This is a genomic window from Streptomyces sp. AC627_RSS907 (assembly GCF_019049165.1).
Window position 1 is genome coordinate 1 of record NZ_JAGMUE010000114.1, and the last position, 17,402, is coordinate 17,402.

The following is a 17,402-nucleotide window of genomic DNA, read 5'->3' on the forward strand; positions in this document are numbered from 1 at the left end:
CCGAGGGCCACCGCGGCCTCCATGACGTCTGCCCGGGTGTACGGCAGCGAGGCACCGCACGACCGCACGACCGCACGACCGCACGACCGCACGACCGCACGACCGCACCGGACAGTCTCGCCCCGCCGACGGAGCCGGGGAGGCGAGGCCTCGCTCGGCTCAGCTCGGCTCAGCTCGGCTCAGCTCAGCTCAGCTCAGCTCAGCGGCACGCTCACCTCGCCGGTTCCCTCCGCACTCGCGCCGCCCGCGATCCGCACGGTGAACGGGCGGTCGGTGCCGGTCGCGGTGACCCGCAGGACGTCCCCGTCCCGCCGGGCGCGGAACGTCGCGGCCGGCGCCCCCAGCAGGTCCGGCACGGTGACCTCGGCCGAGTACGCGGGGTCGGCCGGCGGGTGGACGAGCAGGGTCGGGGTGTCCAGCCAGTCGCCGTCCGGCCGCTGGTCGTCGGTGGCCAGCGGGAGCACGGCGCCCTCACGGACGTACAGGGGCAGGCTGTCGTAGCCGTGCCGTTCGGTGCGCCAGGCCGGGCCGGTGACCCGCTCGCCGGTCAGGAGGTGGGTCCAGGTACCCGCGGGCAGGTAGACCTCCACCTCGCCCTCCTCGGTGAAGACCGGGGCGACCAGGAGGTCGGGGCCGAGCATGTACTGCCGGTCCAGCGGGCGGCACGCCGGGTCCCGCGGGTACTCCAGGACCATCGGCCGCATCATCGGCACACCGGTGCGGTGGGCCTCGGCGGCGACACCGTAGAGGTAGGGCATCAGGCGGTGCTTGAGGAGGGTGAAGCGACGGGCGACGTCGACCGCCTCCTCGCCGAACTCCCACGGCACCCGGTAGGACGAGGAGCCGTGCAGCCGGCTGTGCGAGGAGAGCAGGCCGAAGGCCAGCCAGCGCTTGAAGACCGCGGGGTCGGGCGTGCCCTCGAAGCCGCCGATGTCGTGGCTCCAGAAACCGAAGCCGCTCAGGGACAGGGACAGACCGCCCCGCAGCGACTCCGCCATCGCCTCGAAGGAGGACCAGCAGTCGCCGCCCCAGTGGACCGGGTACTGCTGGCCGCCGGCGGTCGCGGAGCGGGCGAAGAGGACGGCCTCGCCCTGTCCGCGCTCCTTCTCGAGGAGTTCGAAGACGGTCCGGTTGAACAGGTGGGTGTAGTAGTTGTGCATCCGCTCCGGGTCGGAGCCGTCGTGCCAGACGACGTCGGTGGGGATGCGCTCGCCGAAGTCGGTCTTGAAGCAGTCCACGCCCTGGTCGAGCAGGGGCTTGAGCTTCGCGGCGAACCAGTCGCGGGCCGCGGGGCTGGTGAAGTCGACCAGGCCCATGCCGGCCTGCCACAGGTCCCACTGCCAGACGTCGCCGTTCGGCCGGCGCACCAGGTGCCCGAGGGCCGCCGCCTCGTCGAAGAGAGGTGACTTCTGGGCGATGTAGGGGTTGATCCAGGCGCTGACCTTCAGTCCCTTGGCCTTCAGCCGGGCGAGCATGCCGTCCGGGTCGGGGAAGACGTCCGGGTCCCACTGGAAGTCGCACCACTGGTACTCGCGCATCCAGAAGCAGTCGAAGTGGAACACGGAGAGCGGGATGCCCCGGTCCGCCATGCCGTCCACGAACGACGTCACCGTCTGCTCGTCGTACGAGGTGGTGAAGGACGTGGTGAGCCAGAGGCCGAAGGACCAGGCCGGCGGGAGCGCGGGGCGGCCGGTGAGGCCGGTGTAGCGGGTGAGCACGTCCTTCGGGGTGGGGCCGGCGACCACGTAGTACTCCAGCGTCTGGTCCTCGACGCTGAACTGCACCTGCCCGACGGACTCGGAGCCGACCTCGAAGGAGACCGCCCCCGGGTGGTTGACGAAGACTCCGTAGCCCCGCGAGGAGAGGTAGAACGGGATGTTCTTGTAGGCCTGCTCGCTGCTGGTGCCGCCGTCGGCCTGCCACATGTCGACGACCTGTCCGTTCTTGACGAACGGGGTGAAGCGCTCACCGAGGCCGTAGACCTGCTCGCCGACGCCGAGCGCGAGCCGGCTGACCATGTGGTGCGCGCCGTCGCCGGTGGTGGCGAAGGCGGTGCCCTTGGCGTTCGCGCGGGTCAGCTCGCGCCCGTCCGCGTCGTGGAAGGTGAGGCCCCACGGGCCCTCCCGGTCCAGGCGCAGGCTCAGCGGGCCGCTGGTCAGCTCGGTGACCGTGCCGTCCTGGCGCACCGCTCCGGCACCCTCGGCCGCGCCCGCGAGGGCGAAGTCGGGGCCCGGCCGGCGCTTGCCGGCGTGGTGGGTGACCCGGACGCCGATGACGCCCTCGGCGGGAGAGAAGCACTCGACCGTGAGCAGCGGCGAGTTGAGCGTGTCCCCCCGCCGCGTCACCTTCTTCACGGCGGCGTGTGCGGTGAAGCGCTTCGATTCGGTGCGTACATCGCGTACCTCAGTGGCGTACGAGAGATGCACGCCCTCACGGATGAGCCAGAAGCCGTCGGTGAACTTCATGATCTTCCTTGGGTGGGGCGGGAGCTGTCGGATGAGGAGCACGGGGGCCGTCTCACAGCATTTTGATCGTACACAAAACAAATCCCCCTTCCGAGCGCACCATGCGGGCATGAGCGCTCTGATCAGGCAGTATTACCCACAAGAACAGCCCACTCACCCCATGAAGCGAAGAGACCGGGGCCACTTTCCTCTAGCGCGACCGCGCACCCTTGACGTATTAGTCATCACATCAAACAAAACGGTCCGGCAAGGAAGCCGGACGGTACGACAGCAAGGGCCCGCACCATGTCGAAGCGCTTCACCTCGCTCGCCCTGACAGCACACCCTCCTGCCGCCACGCACCGCGGGCGAGGACGCTCACGCCGGGTCGTCGCCCCGTTCGCCGCGGTCTCCGTCCTGGTCGCCGGGGCGGCGCTGACCGGCTGCGGACAGCAGCGCGACGCCGACGTGTACACCGTGATGAACTCCTCGACCGACGAGTCGTACCACCGCTGGGACGCGGAGGCGATGGCCCGCTGCGGCAAGCAGCTGGGCGTCACCATCGAGCAGCAGAGCGTCCCGGCGTCGCAGGTGATGACGAAGGCGCTGCGCATGGCCTCGTCCAAGTCGCTCCCCGACATCGTGCAGTTCGACGCCTCCGAGATGCCGACGTTCGCCGACGCCGGCGGCCTGGTCGACCTCAGGACCCTGGGGCTGAGCACCGACGGCATCCCCAAGGGCATCGTCGACTTCGGCTCCTACAAGGGGACGTACTACGGCGCCGCGCGGTCCGTGAACACGCTGGCGCTCTTCTACAACAAGGACGCCCTCGACAAGGCGGGCGTACGGGTGCCGACCACCTGGGCCGAGCTTCGCGAGAGCGCGAAGAAGCTCACCCAGGGCAAGCGGTACGGTCTGGCGCTCAGCGCCGGCGGTGCGGAGGACGGCGTCTTCCAGTTCACACCGTTCATGTGGTCCAACGGCGGCGACGAGACGAAGCTGGACAGCCCGCAGGTCGTCGAGGCCCTCGACTACTGGAAGAGCCTGCTGAAGGACGATTCGCTGTCGAAGTCGACGGTCAACTGGACGCAGGCGGACGTCAACGACCAGTTCATGGCCGGCAACGCGGCGATGATGATCAACGGCCCCTGGCAGGTGGAGACCCTCAACACCGACAAGTCGCTGCACTGGGGCATCGCGCCGATCCCCGTGCCGGAGGCCGGCGAGGACTCGGTGGGTCCGCTGGGCGGTGCGGTGCTCACCGTGCCGAACACCGGTGACGAGGCGCGGGAGAGGACTGCCGGCAAGATCGTCGCCTGTCTGGCGAGCGAGAAGGAGCAGCTGACCTACGCGCTCAACAGCTGGATGGTCCCGGCCAACGCCAAGGCCGCCGCCGTCTGGCGCGAGCGGGTGCCGGAGCTGGACTCCCTCGCCGACCAGGTGGCCGTCGCCCGGTCCCGGACGGCGAAGCTCGGCGCCGGCTGGTCGAGCGTGTCGCTCGCCCTGCAGAGCGCCTTCCAGTCCGCCCTGACCGGTCAGTCCAGCGAGACCGCCCTGAAGCGCGCCCAGCAGCGGGCCACGAGCGGGAACTGAGGTACGCGTCCCATGACCACGTCCACCGTCACCGCACAGACGCCCGCCAAGGCGTCCAGGACGGCCACCGCGCCGGACCCGGCCGGGCTCAGGCGCCGGCGCAGGCTCACCCAGTGGGGGTTCGTCGCCCCCGCCGTCGTCTTCATGCTGCTCTTCTTCGGCTACCCGCTCGTACGCAACGTCGTGATGAGCTTCCAGCACTACACGCCGAAGACCTTCTTCACCGGTGAGGCGCCCTTCAACGGCGCGGACAACTGGTCCAACGTGTTCCAGGACGCCCTGTTCGGCAAGGCGCTGTGGCACACGCTGGTCTTCACCGCGGGCTCGCTGCTCGGCCAGTTCTGCATCGGGATGGCGCTCGCGGTGTTCTTCAGCCGCCGGTTCCCGCTGAACGGCGTGCTGCGCTCGCTGATCCTGCTGCCCTGGCTGGTGCCGATGGTGGTCTCCGGCATCGTCTGGCGGCGCATCCTCGACCAGGACACGGGCGTGCTGAACTCGTTCCTCGACACCCTCGGGATCGGCGGTCACACGCCCTGGCTGACCAGTCCGGACATGGCACTGCTCTCGGTCGTCCTGGTCAACATCTGGATCGGCATCCCGTTCAACATGGTCATCCTGTACGGCGGTCTCCAGGAGATCCCGAAGGAGCTGCACGAGGCGGCCTCGCTCGACGGCGCCTCGGCCTGGCGGACCTTCCGTTCCGTCACCCTGCCGATGCTCAAGCCGGTCATCACGGTCGTGCTCGTGCTCGGGTTCATGTCGACGGTCAAGATCCTCGACCTGATCCTCGCCCTCACCGACGGCGGCCCGGCCGACGCCACCCAGACACTGGGCACGCTCACGTACCAGAACTCGTTCGTGCAGCTGGACTTCGGTGCGGGCGCGGTCGTCGGCAACGTACTCATCCTGATCTCCGCCGTCTTCGCGGTGTTCTACCTGCGGGCCAACCGCACCGAGGGGAAGTGACGTCCATGGCCTCCCACACGCCCACAGCCTCCCGTCGCCGCTGGGGTTCCACCGTCGCCGGCGTGATCGTCCTGTGCGTGATGCTGTTCCCGCTGTACTGGATGCTCAACACCGCGCTCCAGCCCGAGGCCGGGCTGCTCGAGGTCGACCCGGTGCCGGGCAGTCTGGACCTGTCCGGTTTCTCCAAGGCGATCAGCGACCAGGGAGGGCACCTGCTGACCTCGCTGGCCGTCTCGCTCGGCGCGGTCGTCATCTGCCTGGCCATCGCCGCCCCGGCGGCGTACGGGCTGGCGCGGTTCGGGCTGCGCGGCTCACGCACGATCGTGTTCGGCACGCTGATCACCCAGATGGTGCCGGGCATCGTCATCGCCAACGCGCTCTACAACTCGTACGTCGACCTGGGCCTGGTCAACTCCTACTTCGGCCTGATGCTGGCGGACGCCTCGCTGGGCATCCCGTTCTCCATCGTGCTGATGCGGTCCTTCATGGTGTCGATCCCGGGTGAGGTGATCGAGGCCGCGCAGATGGACGGTGCCGGGCCGGTGCGGACCTTCGTGCGGGTGGTGCTGCCGATGAGCCGCAACTCCCTGATCACCTCGGGGCTGTTCGCGTTCCTGTTCTCGTGGAGCGACTTCATGTTCGCCCTCACGCTGAACACCACGGACGACGTGAAGCCGGTGACGCTGGGCATCTACCAGTACATCGGTGCCCACGTCGGCGACTGGGGCTCCGTGATGGCCGCCTCGGTGCTCTCCGCGGTGCCGGCGGCGATCCTGCTCGTCCTCGCCCAGAAGTACATCGCCGCCGGGATCACCGGCGGTTCCGTCAAGTGACCACCCCCGCACAGGAGATGGGCTCTCTCATATGACTGACTTCCCCGGCTTCCCGCCCGGCTTCGTCTTCGGCGCCGCGACCGCCTCGTACCAGATCGAGGGCGCGGCCCGGGAGGACGGCCGCGGGCCGTCGATCTGGGACACCTACAGCCACACCCCCGGCCTGACGGCGAACGGCGACACCGGTGACGTGGCCTGCGACCACTACCACCGCTACCCGCAGGACGTGGCGCTGCTGCGCGACCTGGGCGTGGACTCGTACCGCTTCTCGATCGCCTGGCCGCGCATCGTGCCGGAGGGGGCGGGCGCGGTGAACCCGAAGGGCCTGGACTTCTACTCCCGCCTCGTCGACGAGCTGCTCGCGGCGGGCATCGAGCCGGCCGCGACCCTGTACCACTGGGACCTGCCGCAGGCCCTGGAGGACCGGGGCGGCTGGCGGGTGCGGGAGACGGCGGAGCGGTTCGCCGAGTACACGGCCGTCGTCGCGGAGCACCTGGGCGACCGGGTACCGCGCTGGATCACCCTCAACGAGCCGTGGTGCAGTGCCTTCCTCGGCTACTCCATCGGGCGGCACGCCCCCGGTGCCAAGGAGGGCCGGGGCGCCCTGGCCGCCGCCCACCATCTGCTGGTCGGCCACGGCCTGGCGGTGCGGGCGCTGCGGGCGGCCGGGGTGCGCGAGGTCGGCATCACGCTCAACCTGGACCGCAACCTGCCAGCCACCGACTCCCCCGCCGACCTGGCGGCCGTGGTCCGCGCGGACACCCAGCACAACCTGGTGTGGACCGAGCCGATCCTCGCGGGCCGCTACCCGGACACCGAGGAGGAGACCTGGGGCGAGCTGATCACCGCGGCGGACTTCCGGCGGGAGGGCGACCTGGAGCTGATCTCCCAGCCGCTGGACTTCCTCGGCATCAACTACTACCGCCCGATCGTGGTCTCCGACGCCCCGCACCGCGAGCCCGACCCGGCACTGCGCGTGGCCACCGACAACCGGTACGAGGAGGTCAGGCTCCCCGGCGTGCGGCACACCGCGATGGACTGGCCGGTGGTGCCGGAATCCTTCACCGACCTGCTGGTCCGGTTGAAGAAGCAGTACGGCGACGCGCTGCCGCCGGTCCACATCACGGAGAACGGCTCGGCGGAGGACGACGCGGTCGCCGCCGACGGCGCGGTGCACGACACCGACCGCGTCGCCTACCTGCGCGGCCATCTCACCGCCCTGCGGGCGGCGATGGACGCGGGTGTGGACGTACGCGGGTACTACGTGTGGTCGCTGCTGGACAACTTCGAGTGGGCGTACGGCTACGACAAGCGCTTCGGCATCGTCCGGGTCGACTACGACACGCAGCAGCGCACACCGAAGGACAGCTACCGCTGGTATCAGGAGCTGATCGCCGCGCACCGCGCCTGACGGCCGGCTGACGGGGGGCCGCCGGACGGCCCCGCGTCAGCCCGCGTCCCGCTCCGCGTACGCCGCCGGGTCGGCCAGCACCTCGCGGACGATCACGCCGGCCGCGCCCCGGGCCGCGTCACCGAGGGACGAGGAGGCCCGCAGCCGCTTCCCGTCCTCGGTCCACAGCCCGGAGACCACGCGGAGCGCGAGCTCGCGGTCGACGGCGGGCGCCAGCCAGTCCATCAGCTCCCGGTAGACACCGCCGAGCATGACCGCGTCGGGGTCGAAGAGGTTCACCGCGCCCGACACCACGACACCCAGCCGGCGTCCGGCCCCCTCGATCGCCGCCAGCGCGGACGGCTCGCCCCGCCGGGCCCGGCGCTCCAGCTCGGCGACGCCCTGCACGCCCGCGTCCGCGTCGATGCCCGCGGACTTGAGCAGCGCGGCCTGTCCGGCGTACTGCTCCAGGCAGCCGCGGGCACCGCAGCGGCACAAGGGGCCGTCCGGGTCGACGACCATGTGCCCGATCTCCCCGGCGAAGCCGTGCGCGCCGCGCAGCAGCTCACCCCCCAGCACGAGGGCGCCGCCGATACCGATCTCGCCGGTCAGGTAGAGGAAGCTGCGCACGCCCTCGGTGCCCGCGCCGAACCACAGCTCGGCGAGGGCGGCGGCGTTGGCCTCGTTGTCGGAGCTGACCGGCAGCGGGCGGTGAGCGGGGCGCAGCGCGAGCAGGGCCTGGGCGAAGAGGCCCTCGACGGCGACCCGCTGCCAGCCCAGGTTGGGGGCCTGGCGCACGGTGCCGCCGGTCACCAGGCCGGGCAGTGCGACGTGGACACCGACCGGGGCGAGGTCCTGCTCGGCCGCCGAGCCGATGGCGCGCGCCGCCAGACGGGCCGCGCGCGCCAGTACCTCGGAGGGCCGGACCCCTCGGTTGTCGACGTGCTCCACGAGCCGGACCCGGTCGGTGCCGGCGAGGTCGACGGCGCACACGGCGATGTAGTCGATGTTGATCTCGACGCCGAGGCCCGCCGGGCCGGACCGGGCCACCTTGAGCACGGTGCCGGGCCGGCCCGCCTGGCCGCTGCTGGTCTTGCCCCATTCGGAGACGAAGCCGTACTCCAGCAACTGCTCGACCAGGGACGACACCGCCGCGCGCGTCAGTCCGACGTGTGTGGCGATGCCGGCCCTGGTCGACTCCCCCGCGTCGTGCACGGCCCTCAGGACCAGGCTGAGGTTGTGCCGTCTGACCGTGGCCTTGTCGGCCTTCCGCTCCAGGGGGGTGAGGTTGCTCTTCATCGTGGTGTCGAGCGTATGCGACGCCCGGAGCGTGGCCTTCGCCCCCCGTCGCCGGTTACGCCGGCAGGGTCCACTTCTGGGTTCCGAGGCCGTTGCAGTCGTAGATCTGCAGTTTCGTGCCGTTGGCCGTGGCACCGGAGGGAATGTCCAGGCACCTGCCGGACTGCGGGTTGAGCAGGGAGCCGTCGGACCGGTGTCGCCACTGCTGGCCGCCGACGCCCGGGGCGCAGTCCCACAACTGGACCTTGGTGAAGTTGGCCGTGCCGTTGCCGTCGATGTCCAGGCACCTGCCGAACGCCCGCAGGGTGCCGTCGGGGGCGACGGACCAGCGCTGGCCGGTGGCGGTGCCGCAGTCCCAGAGCTGGGCGGCACGCCCGTTGCCGCTGGTGTTGGTGTCGACGTCGAGGCACTTGCCCGCCGCCCACGGCGTGGTGACCTGGCCGGCCGGGCCGCCGAGCGTGCCGGTACCGAACCGGACCTGGCACTGGTTGCCGGTGCCGAGCCAGGTGGCGGTCAGGTAGAGGAAGGAGGTGCCGTCGGCACGCGGCACGATGGGTGAGCTGTAGCCGGGGCAGGAGGGCTCGCCGGGGTTGTAGCCGCCGGTCGGGTCGGTGAGCACCGGGGCCTCGATCTCGGTCCACTCCCCCGCGCCGAGGCGGGTGTTGGCGAACAGCACGGCACCGGACTCCGCCATCACGGCCTTGTTCCCGGTGGGTCCGGTGACGACGCGCTGGCCGGACATCAGCAGGGTGCCGTCGGGGCCGCCGCCCGGTACCCAGGCGAGGTACGGGGTGTGCAGGAGCTCCCTGCCGTCGGCGGTGCGCACCAGGGTGCCGGGGTCGTCGGCGGGCGCCCAGTCCAGTCCGTCGGGGCTGGTCTTGGTGTACACCTCGCAGGCGTGGTCGGCGTCGGTGGCGTCCCGGCACATCTCGTACGCCATCATGAACCGCCCGTTCGGCAGCGGGACGACGATCGACATGCCGGGGCGGGCGAGGTCGTCGGCGGGGAAGGCGACGTCCCGGGTGAGCGTGCCGCTCCAGGTGCGTCCGCCGTCGGTGGAGGTGTAGTGGCCGATGACCTGGTTGTTGGTCGGGCTGTTCGCGGGCCGCTCGTCGGAGATGAAGCAGGCCAGCGTGTTGTCGGGGGCGAGCAGGAACCAGGGCTCCCAGATGCCGTGCCCGATGGTGTCGGGCAGGCCGCTGGTGCGGGTGCAGTCGGAGAGGTACTGCCAGCTCTGTCCGTGGTCGGTGCTCTTGAAGACCTCGACCCGCTGCGTGGTGTAGTCACCGGCCTGCCAGGCGGTGCCGGCGGCGAGCAGGTCGCCCCGGTTCAGGCCGTTGGCCGTGCGCGGCACCTCGTAGAGGACCGGTGCCTCGATGTCCCAGCCGGGGGTGTGGGAGGTGATCGTGGAGACGGGGGCGGCGCTCCAGGTGCGTCCGCCGTCGGTGCTGCGGTGGACGGGCAGGGTGTTGGTGGCGCCCTGGTTGCGCCGGGCGTAGGTGGCCAGCATGGTGCGGCCGGCCGAGCCGTCGTGGTCGAGGCGGACGGCGCGTGGGTAGCTGTCGTCGCCCTGCGGGTGGGCAGCCGGGTCGGGGGATGCCAGGACCTGGCCGGCGGGGGCCGCCGAGACGGGCTGCGCCCACAGGGACAGCAGTGCGGCGACGAGTGCGAGGACGCCGAGCAGGGCCGGTGACCGGCGTCTGGGCAGGAGGTGGCGCATGGGTCGACTCCTTCGGGGTGGGTGCCGGGTGGTGCGGGTCAGTCGGTGGTCCGGGCCGACGGGTCGTCGCCGATGTGGGGCTCGGTGCGGGTGTCCACGTCCAGCGCGGTGCGGGCGGTGACGGTGCCGTCCACGACCAGTGCCAGGTGGAGTCGGCCGCTGGTCCAGCCCTCGGGGAGCGTGGCGGGCACGGTGACGGGGGCGCCGAGGACGTGGGGCTTGGCCTCCGCGAGGCAACCGGGCACGGCGCTTCCGGGGTCGTCGGGTGTCCTGCCGTACACGGGGGTCCAGGTGGTGTGCAGGGTGCCCGCGACCGGGCCGGTCCCGTGGTGGGACACGTGCACGTCGACCGTGAGGTCCGGGGTGGCGGTGAGCAGGTCGCGGCCCGGGGCCACCGGGGTCACGTCCAGGACGAGCGTCGTCGGCGCGTTGGCGTGGGCCGGGTCGACGCCGGCGAGGTCCTTCGCGGCACGCCGGAAGTCCAGCAGCCCGGCGCTCTCGTGCTCGATGTCGTACAGCTCGGTGTAGACGTAGCCGGCGAGCCGGTCGTGGCGGCGCAGTTCCTGCGTCTGCCAGCGCAGGTGCCAGGCGCGGTCCAGGCCGGTGAAGCCGCCGCCGTACTCGCTGTTGAGGTTGGGCAGGCCGCGCAGGGGCTGTCCGGGGACGGCGAGCTTCTTGTGGACGATGTGGTCGGGGCCGAGCTTGACCGGGAAGTCGTCGCGGGCGCCGGAGAGCAGGTCGGCGACCGTGCTGGCCCAGGAGGCGGCGCTCTCGTCGTAGTAGTGCCAGTCGAGCAGGTCGGTCTTGACGTGGGTCCAGCCGGAGTTGTCGACGATGGGGCGGGTGGCGTCGAGGGCCTTGAGACGGTCGTAGGCGTCGGCGGTCGCGCGCTGCTTGGCCTCGTCGCCCGGGATGTCCCAGTCCAGGCCCCACTCCTCGTTGTACAGGCCCCAGATGACGATGGCGGGGCTGTTGCCGTCGCGTTCGACCATCGGCTCGATCTGGTCGGCGAAGGCGGCGACGGAGGCGGGCGAGAAGCGGCCGGGCGAGGCGGGCTCGGCCCACAGGAGCATGCCGAGCGTGTCGGCGTGGTGCACGAAGCGGGGGTCCTCGAGTTTGAGGTGCTTGCGTACGAGGTTGTAGCCGGCCTCGGCGGCGAGTTCGAGGTCGCGGCGCAGGGCGGTGTCGTCGGGGGCGGTGATGCCGGTCTCGGGCCAGTAGCCCTGGTCGAGGACACCGCGCACGAACAGCCTCTGCCCGTTGAGGTACAGGGCCTCGCCGTCCACGGTGATGGCGCGCAGGCCGGTGTAGGCGGTGGCCCGGTCGGTGCCGTCGGTGGTGGTCAGTTCGGCGTCGACGTAGTACAGGTGCGGGTCCTCGGGTGACCACAGACGGGCGGCGGGGAGCAGGAGTTCGGTGCGGAACCGCCCGTCGGGGTCGACGGTCGCCGTGACGGCGGTGGTCTCGCCGCGTACGCTCAGCCGCAGTTCGGCGCGGTCCGCCGCGGGTCCGTGCACGGCGGCCTCGACGGTGATGCCGGTCAGGTCTGCGTTGGGGCGCAGGCGGAGCGAGGCGAGGTGGGTGGCGGGGCGGGACTCGAGCCAGACGCTCTGCCAGATGCCGGAGGACGGGGTGAAGCAGACGCCGTCGTAGTCGTCGCGGGGCATGCTGCGCTGTTTGCCGTGTGCGATGTCCCGCTTGTCCGCGGGGGCGTGGACGCGCACGGTGAGCAGTTGCTCCCCCTCGCCGAGGGCGTCGGTGACGTCGGCGGCGAAGGGCGTGTAGCCGCCCTCGTGGTGGGCCACCTCGGTGCCGTTCACCCAGACCGTGGCCGCGTGGTGCACGGCACCGAAGTGCAGCACGACCCGCTGTCCGGCCCAGGCGGCCGGCACGGTGAACGTGCGCCGGTACCAGGCGGTCTGCAGCCAGTGCTCGGCGATGCCGGAGGCCGGTGTCTCCCACGCGAAGGGCACGGTGATCCGGCGGTCGTATCCGTCGGCGGCGTCGGCGCTGTGGCGCCCGGCGGGGTCGGCGCGGAACTCCCAGGTGCCGTTGAGGCTGAGCCAGGCGTGGGAGCGGTCGAAGTGGGGGCGGGGGTATTCGGGGCGAGGGACGGTCATGGGTGTGTGAGCTCCGGTTCGGTGTGCGGGCGTGGGGCGGGAGGCGGCGACTGGCGGGCGTACTGCTGACAGGCGGGCGTGCGGCCGGCGGGCGGCCGGCAGGCGGGCGGTCAGCCCTTGACGCTGCCCGCGAGGATCCCGTTGATGAAATGGCGTTGCAGCAGGACGAACAGCGCGAGCACGGGCAGCATCGCGATGCTCCCGGCGGCGAGCAGTTCGCCCCAGACGGTGGCGAAGTCGGCGCCGACGCGGTTGCCGGTGACGTTCTGCGCCAAGGTGGACAGGACCACCTGGAGGGTCTGGTGGCTCTCGTCGTTGACGGCGACGACCGGCCAGACGAAGTCGTTGTAGATGTTCATGGTGGTCAGCACGCCCAGGGCCGCGATCCCGGGCCGGATGACCGGCACCACGATCCGGGCGAAGACGCCGAACTCGCTCGCCCCGTCGACGCGTCCGGCGTCGAGGAGTTCGTCGGGGACCGCGGCGATGGTCTGCCGCATCCAGAAGATGCTGAAGGCGTCGATGCTGCCGGGCAGGATCAGGGCCTGGTAGGTGTTGACCCAGCCCAGCTCGCTCATCTCCAGCAGCAGGGGGATGATCAGGACCAGGGTCGGCAGCATCAGCGTGAGCATCAGCACGCCGAAGAGCAGGTTCTTGCCGGGGAAGCGGTACTTGGCGAAGGCGTAGCCGGCCAGCGGGCAGAAGAACATGGTCATCGCGCCCTTGACGGCCACGACGAGCACGGTGTTCACGAAGCCGGTGCCGATCGGCACGTCGTCGAACATCGCCCGGTAGTTGTCGAGTGTGGCGGTGCCCGGCGAGAAGGACAGCGGGTCGCGGATGATGTCGCTCGGCGGCTTCAGCGAGGAGCTGACGGCCCACCAGATGGGGTACACGAACACGACGGCCAGGAGGCCGAGCACGAGGTACTGGAACGGGCCGGGCCTCGGCTGGGACAGGCTCGTGCGCCGCCCGCCGCCGTGCTCCTCGCCGGCACCCGGCCGGCTCCGGCGTTCCTCACCGGCACCGGGCCGGCTCTTGCTTTCGTTGGTCTGGCTGGTCATGGTCACTCGTCTCGGGAACGGAGCAGGCGCACGGACAGCAGGGACAGGGCGAACACCAGCAGGACGAGCAGGAAGGAGTTCGCGGCCCCGGTCCCGAGGTCGGACGCGGTGATGTGGTTGTAGAGGTACAGCCCGCCGGTGGTGGTCGAGCCGTACGGACCGCCCTGGGTGACGACGAACGGCTCCGCGAACATCTGGAACACCGCCAGGGTCTGCACCACGACGAGGAAGGCGACGCTGCGGCGCACCAGCGGCAGGGTCAGCGACCAGAACTGCCGCTTCCGGGAGGCTCCGTCGAGGGCGGCCGCCTCGTACACGTCGGCGGGCACGGCCTGGAGCCCGGCGAGCAGGATGATGATCGCGAACCCGGTGGTCTTCCACAGGAACAGCAGAGCGAGCGTCGGTTTGGCCCACGCGGTCGACTGGAGCCAGTCCACGTCGGGCAGACCGACGAGGTTGAACAGGTGGTTGACCAGCCCGTAGTCCGTGTCGAAAGCCACGATCCACACCTGGGCCATCGCCACCAGCGGGGTGACGAACGGCGCGATGAAGGCGACCCGGAACATGCCGCGCAGGCGCAGGCGCGCGTTGGCCAGCAGGACGGCGGCGGCCAGTCCCCCGACGATCTGCAGGGGCACGATCAGCAGCCACATCACCGCGCTGTTGCCCAGTGAGGACCAGAACTCCTCGCTGGTGAGCAGGTAGGTGTAGTTCTCCAGGCCGATGAAGCGCGCCTCGCTGGCGCCCTTCCAGTCGGTGAAGCTCAACTGGAGCGCGAAGATCAGCGGGTACAGGCCGAACGCGGCGAACACCACGTAGAACGGGGCGACGAACAGGTAGGGCGCGAGGAGGAGCCGACGGCGGGAGCGGGCGGGGCGCGGCGCCGCCGGGGCCGTCCGCTCCTTGCCCGGCGGGGTGAGGGTGCCGGATGTCATGCGCGGTCCACCAGGTTGCGCTGGATCTTCTTGGTGGAGTCGTCGATGACGTCGTCGGGGGTCATCTCCCCCTCCATCAGCCGCTGGAGGTTGTTGCCGAGGTAGTCGACGGACTTGGCCCACCAGGCCGGGATCGGCGCGGCGGGCGGAATGGTGCCGGCGGCGTCGACCGCCACCTTCCACAGGTCCTGTCCGCCGAGCGCCGCCACCGGTTCGAACAGCGGCTTGTCGGGACGGCGGGCGGGCCCGTAGCTCGGCACGGAGGTGGTCAGGCCGCCCGGGTAGACCTCGCCCGGACCGTACACCGCGCTGTAGCCGGGCTCCTTGAAGCACAGGAACTCGTAGAGGAGCCAGGCGAGTTCGGGGTTCCTGGCCTTCGCCGGGATGATGAAGCTGCTGCCGCCCATGGCGCCGCTGCGCGCACCCCCCGGCGACCAGGCCGGCAGCGGAGCGGCCCGCCACTTGCCCTTGCCCTTCTTCAGCAGTTGCTGCGGCGCGAAGGACCACCACACCGCCCACGGGACCAGGGCCTGCTGCCCGTTCTCCAGGGCGGCGATGTCGGCCTGTTTGAGGTACTCGGTGTGGGTGACCAGGTCGTCGTCGACGGCGTCCCGTATCCAGCCCAGGATGCGGCGGTACTCCTTGGAGTCCAGCCGCACCTTCCCGTCCGCGTCCGCGAGGCTGGTGCCCTGCTGGCCCGCGAGCATCTCCAGCCAGAGCTGGCCCAGGAAGGGGTCCTTCTCCATGTGGATCGGGTGGGCGTCGGGATTCCTCTCCCGCAGTGAGCGGGCCGCCGCCAGCAGGTCGTCGTAGGTCTTCAGGCCCGCCGGGTCGACTCCGGCGTCCTCCAGCAGGTCCTCGCGGTACCAGAGCAGGCCCGGGTCGAGGTCCCAGGGCACGCCGTAGATCCGGCCGTCGACGGTGTTGACCGACAGCTTGTACGCCGAGGTCTTGTCGCGGTAGGGCGCGATCAGGTCCGTCAGGTCGTACAGGTGCTCCGCCTGGCCACCGATCTTGGCGTCGTCCCAGAAACTGCCGTCCGGCAGGTCGGTACCGCTGATCAGGGTGTTGGCGAGCTTGGCGTCGATGTCGACGGCTTGGTGGTTGACCTTGACGTCCGGATACGCCTTGCGGAAGGCGTCGATGGCCGCGTCGAAGACCTTGAACAGGTCACCCGAGCGGTTCCAGATGGTGATCTCACCCTTGGCCGACGCACCTGGCGTCCCGGTGAGCTTGCGCGGCTCGGACCCGGAGGAGCCGGGGGCGCACGCCGCGAGGGGGCCGGCTGCGACGGCGAGCGCGCCGACGCCTAGGGCGCCGCGCAGGACGTCGCGACGCGGGACGGATGGTCTGGACATGGGCACGGCTCCTGGATCGGGAATCGGGGCTGAGTCGTGGGAGGGACGGGGAAGGAGGGGCGGAGAAGGACCGGGAAGGACAGGAACGGAGAAGGGCAGGAACGGGGAAGGACCGGGAAGGAAGGCGTGGGGTGACGCGGGTGCACCCAGGCGGTGGCCGGGACCGCGCAGGCGTCGTCAGCGCGGCGGTATCCCCGCACCGCCGCCTCGCTTTGCAACGATGCAGAGATGATGCGTCGCCTTTTGCAACGATGCAATAGCTGAGTAACATCAACCTGCGTCAGCGCTGGTCCGCACCGGCGCGGCGCGAGATGCTGCCGACCGAAGGCCCGCGAGGGCCGTGAGGGGGAACCGGATGGCCGGCTCCACGCTCCGCGATGTCGCCCGACGTGCCGGAGTCTCGATTCGCACCGTGTCCAACGTGGTCAACGGCTCGGTGCCCGTCTCCGACGAACTGCGGGCGCGGGTGCAGGCGGCGCTCGACGAGCTCGACTACCGGCCGAACCTGGTGGCGCGCAATCTCCGCCGCGGCCGCAGCGGCATGATCGCCCTGGTCGTGCCCGAGCTGGACGTGCCCTACTTCGCCGAGCTGGCCCGCGAGGTCATCACCGCCGCCCGCGCCCACGGGTACGTGGTCATGCTCGACCAGACCGACGGCGACGGCGCGCGCGAGCGGGAACTGCTCGGCCGCGAGTCGCGCGCCACCATGTTCGACGGTCTTCTGCTGAGCCCCCTGGCCATCTCCGCGGAGGAGCTGCGGCTGCGCACCAACCGGGTGCCCGTCGTGCTGCTCGGCGAGCACATCTTCAACGGCAGCCTCCACCACGTGGCGATCGACAACGTGACGGCGGCCCGGGAGGCGACGGAACACCTGCTCGCCCTCGGCCGGCGCCGCATCGCGGCCATCGGCGACCAGCCCTACAGCACCGGCGAGACCGCGCAACTGCGCACGATCGGGTACCGCCAGGCGCTGGAGCGGGCCGGGCTGACCGCCGACGAGGGACTGATCGTCCCCACCCCGCGCTTCCACCGTCACCTCGGCGCCGAGGCCATGGAACGCCTGCTGGCCCTGCCCGAACCGCCCGACGCCGTCTTCTGCTACAACGACCTGCTGGCCATCGGAGCCATGCACGCGCTGACCCGGGCCGGGGTACGGGTGCCCGACGACATCGCCGTCGTCGGGGTCGACGGCATCCAGGAGGGGCGGTACAGCTCGCCGTCCCTGACCACCGTCGCCCCGGACAAGGCCCAGATCGCGCGCACGGCGGTCAGCACCCTGCTCGGTGTGATCGACGGTTCGGCGCCCCCGCCGGCGGAGGTGAAGGCACCGCACCGGCTGCTGGTCCGGGAGAGCACGGCGGGGCCGGCGGCGCGCGCCTGAAGCGTCCGGGACCGGCGGGCGAGCCCGGCGAACGCACACCTCACGGCCGCCTCCCCGGCGACCCGAGCGTGACGGCACCTCCCCACCCACGGCCGCCACCCCTGCGACCGAACCCCACGGCACCTCCCCACCCACAGCCGCCACCCCTGCGACCGAACCCCACGGCACCTCCCCACCCACAGCCGCCACCCCTGCGGGCGGTGGCAGCGGACTGACCCCCGCTCCACCGCCGGCGCCGGGCCTCCCCGCCCAGTCCCTTCGAGCCCGCTCCATGAGGCACACTCACCGCCATGGAAACC

At 71.2% G+C, this 17,402-nt stretch carries 12 protein-coding genes; 5 read left to right on the forward strand and 7 right to left on the reverse strand.

Features of this window, described 5'->3' with window-relative positions; translation table 11 throughout:
- Nucleotides 1-194 precede the first annotated feature (194 nt).
- Complete coding sequence (gene yicI / locus KUM32_RS24485) at nt 195-2,465, reverse strand: alpha-xylosidase (RefSeq protein ID WP_217144104.1); 2,271 nt, start codon at nt 2,463-2,465, stop codon at nt 195-197.
- A 285-nt stretch (nt 2,466-2,750) separates the two neighbouring features.
- Between yicI and KUM32_RS24490 the strand changes: the two genes are divergently transcribed.
- From KUM32_RS24490 to KUM32_RS24505, 4 genes are read left to right on the forward strand one after another with little or no spacing between them, the layout of a single operon-like run.
- The gene (locus KUM32_RS24490) at nt 2,751-4,037 is read left to right on the forward strand and encodes a sugar ABC transporter substrate-binding protein (RefSeq protein WP_217144105.1); all 1,287 of its coding nucleotides are present in this window, start codon (nt 2,751-2,753) and stop codon (nt 4,035-4,037) included.
- A gap of 12 nt (nt 4,038-4,049) precedes the next feature.
- Complete coding sequence (locus KUM32_RS24495) at nt 4,050-5,003, forward strand: carbohydrate ABC transporter permease (protein WP_217144106.1); 954 nt, start codon at nt 4,050-4,052, stop codon at nt 5,001-5,003.
- A 5-nt stretch (nt 5,004-5,008) separates the two neighbouring features.
- On the forward strand, nt 5,009-5,836 hold the full coding sequence (locus tag KUM32_RS24500; RefSeq protein ID WP_217144107.1) for a carbohydrate ABC transporter permease: 828 nt from the start codon (nt 5,009-5,011) through the stop codon (nt 5,834-5,836).
- A gap of 31 nt (nt 5,837-5,867) precedes the next feature.
- A complete protein-coding gene (locus tag KUM32_RS24505) occupies nt 5,868-7,247 on the forward strand; it encodes a GH1 family beta-glucosidase (protein ID WP_217144108.1) in 1,380 nt (459 codons plus the stop codon).
- Between the two features lie 36 nt (nt 7,248-7,283).
- On the opposite strand, the gene KUM32_RS24510 is transcribed toward KUM32_RS24505, so the two are convergent.
- From KUM32_RS24510 to KUM32_RS24535, 6 genes are all read right to left on the reverse strand, one after another.
- Nucleotides 7,284-8,525, reverse strand: coding sequence for an ROK family protein (locus tag KUM32_RS24510; RefSeq protein ID WP_217144109.1), 1,242 nt, complete (start codon nt 8,523-8,525; stop codon nt 7,284-7,286).
- Between the two features lie 55 nt (nt 8,526-8,580).
- Complete coding sequence (locus KUM32_RS24515) at nt 8,581-10,245, reverse strand: sialidase family protein (RefSeq protein WP_217144110.1); 1,665 nt, start codon at nt 10,243-10,245, stop codon at nt 8,581-8,583.
- 38 nt (nt 10,246-10,283) lie between these two features.
- Nucleotides 10,284-12,365 (reverse strand): glycoside hydrolase family 2 protein, encoded by a 2,082-nt coding sequence (locus KUM32_RS24520; RefSeq protein WP_217144111.1) that lies wholly within the window; start codon nt 12,363-12,365, stop codon nt 10,284-10,286.
- A gap of 110 nt (nt 12,366-12,475) precedes the next feature.
- Complete coding sequence (locus tag KUM32_RS24525) at nt 12,476-13,429, reverse strand: carbohydrate ABC transporter permease (protein ID WP_254406064.1); 954 nt, start codon at nt 13,427-13,429, stop codon at nt 12,476-12,478.
- Between the two features lie 2 nt (nt 13,430-13,431).
- A complete protein-coding gene (locus tag KUM32_RS24530) occupies nt 13,432-14,364 on the reverse strand; it encodes a carbohydrate ABC transporter permease (RefSeq protein WP_217144112.1) in 933 nt (310 codons plus the stop codon).
- On the reverse strand, nt 14,361-15,722 hold the full coding sequence (locus KUM32_RS24535; RefSeq protein ID WP_217144113.1) for an ABC transporter substrate-binding protein: 1,362 nt from the start codon (nt 15,720-15,722) through the stop codon (nt 14,361-14,363). Before KUM32_RS24535 ends, KUM32_RS24530 begins: the two co-directional genes overlap by 4 nt.
- A gap of 355 nt (nt 15,723-16,077) precedes the next feature.
- Between KUM32_RS24535 and KUM32_RS24540 the strand changes: the two genes are divergently transcribed.
- Nucleotides 16,078-17,103, forward strand: a complete 1,026-nt coding sequence (locus tag KUM32_RS24540) for a LacI family DNA-binding transcriptional regulator (RefSeq protein WP_217144114.1) — start codon at nt 16,078-16,080, stop codon at nt 17,101-17,103.
- Nucleotides 17,104-17,402: the final 299 nt, after the last annotated feature.

Coding starts and splice junctions, on each gene's coding strand:
- KUM32_RS24525 (WP_254406064.1), bottom strand. CDS start 13,429: ATGACCAGCCAGACCAACGAAAGCAAGAGCCGGCCCGGTGCCGGTGAG.
- yicI (WP_217144104.1), bottom strand. CDS start 2,465: ATGAAGTTCACCGACGGCTTCTGGCTCATCCGTGAGGGCGTGCATCTC.
- KUM32_RS24490 (WP_217144105.1), top strand. CDS start 2,751: ATGTCGAAGCGCTTCACCTCGCTCGCCCTGACAGCACACCCTCCTGCC.
- KUM32_RS24515 (WP_217144110.1), bottom strand. CDS start 10,245: ATGCGCCACCTCCTGCCCAGACGCCGGTCACCGGCCCTGCTCGGCGTC.
- KUM32_RS24500 (WP_217144107.1), top strand. CDS start 5,009: ATGGCCTCCCACACGCCCACAGCCTCCCGTCGCCGCTGGGGTTCCACC.
- KUM32_RS24530 (WP_217144112.1), bottom strand. CDS start 14,364: ATGACATCCGGCACCCTCACCCCGCCGGGCAAGGAGCGGACGGCCCCG.
- KUM32_RS24535 (WP_217144113.1), bottom strand. CDS start 15,722: ATGTCCAGACCATCCGTCCCGCGTCGCGACGTCCTGCGCGGCGCCCTA.
- KUM32_RS24540 (WP_217144114.1), top strand. CDS start 16,078: ATGGCCGGCTCCACGCTCCGCGATGTCGCCCGACGTGCCGGAGTCTCG.
- KUM32_RS24495 (WP_217144106.1), top strand. CDS start 4,050: ATGACCACGTCCACCGTCACCGCACAGACGCCCGCCAAGGCGTCCAGG.
- KUM32_RS24520 (WP_217144111.1), bottom strand. CDS start 12,365: ATGACCGTCCCTCGCCCCGAATACCCCCGCCCCCACTTCGACCGCTCC.
- KUM32_RS24505 (WP_217144108.1), top strand. CDS start 5,868: ATGACTGACTTCCCCGGCTTCCCGCCCGGCTTCGTCTTCGGCGCCGCG.
- KUM32_RS24510 (WP_217144109.1), bottom strand. CDS start 8,525: ATGAAGAGCAACCTCACCCCCCTGGAGCGGAAGGCCGACAAGGCCACG.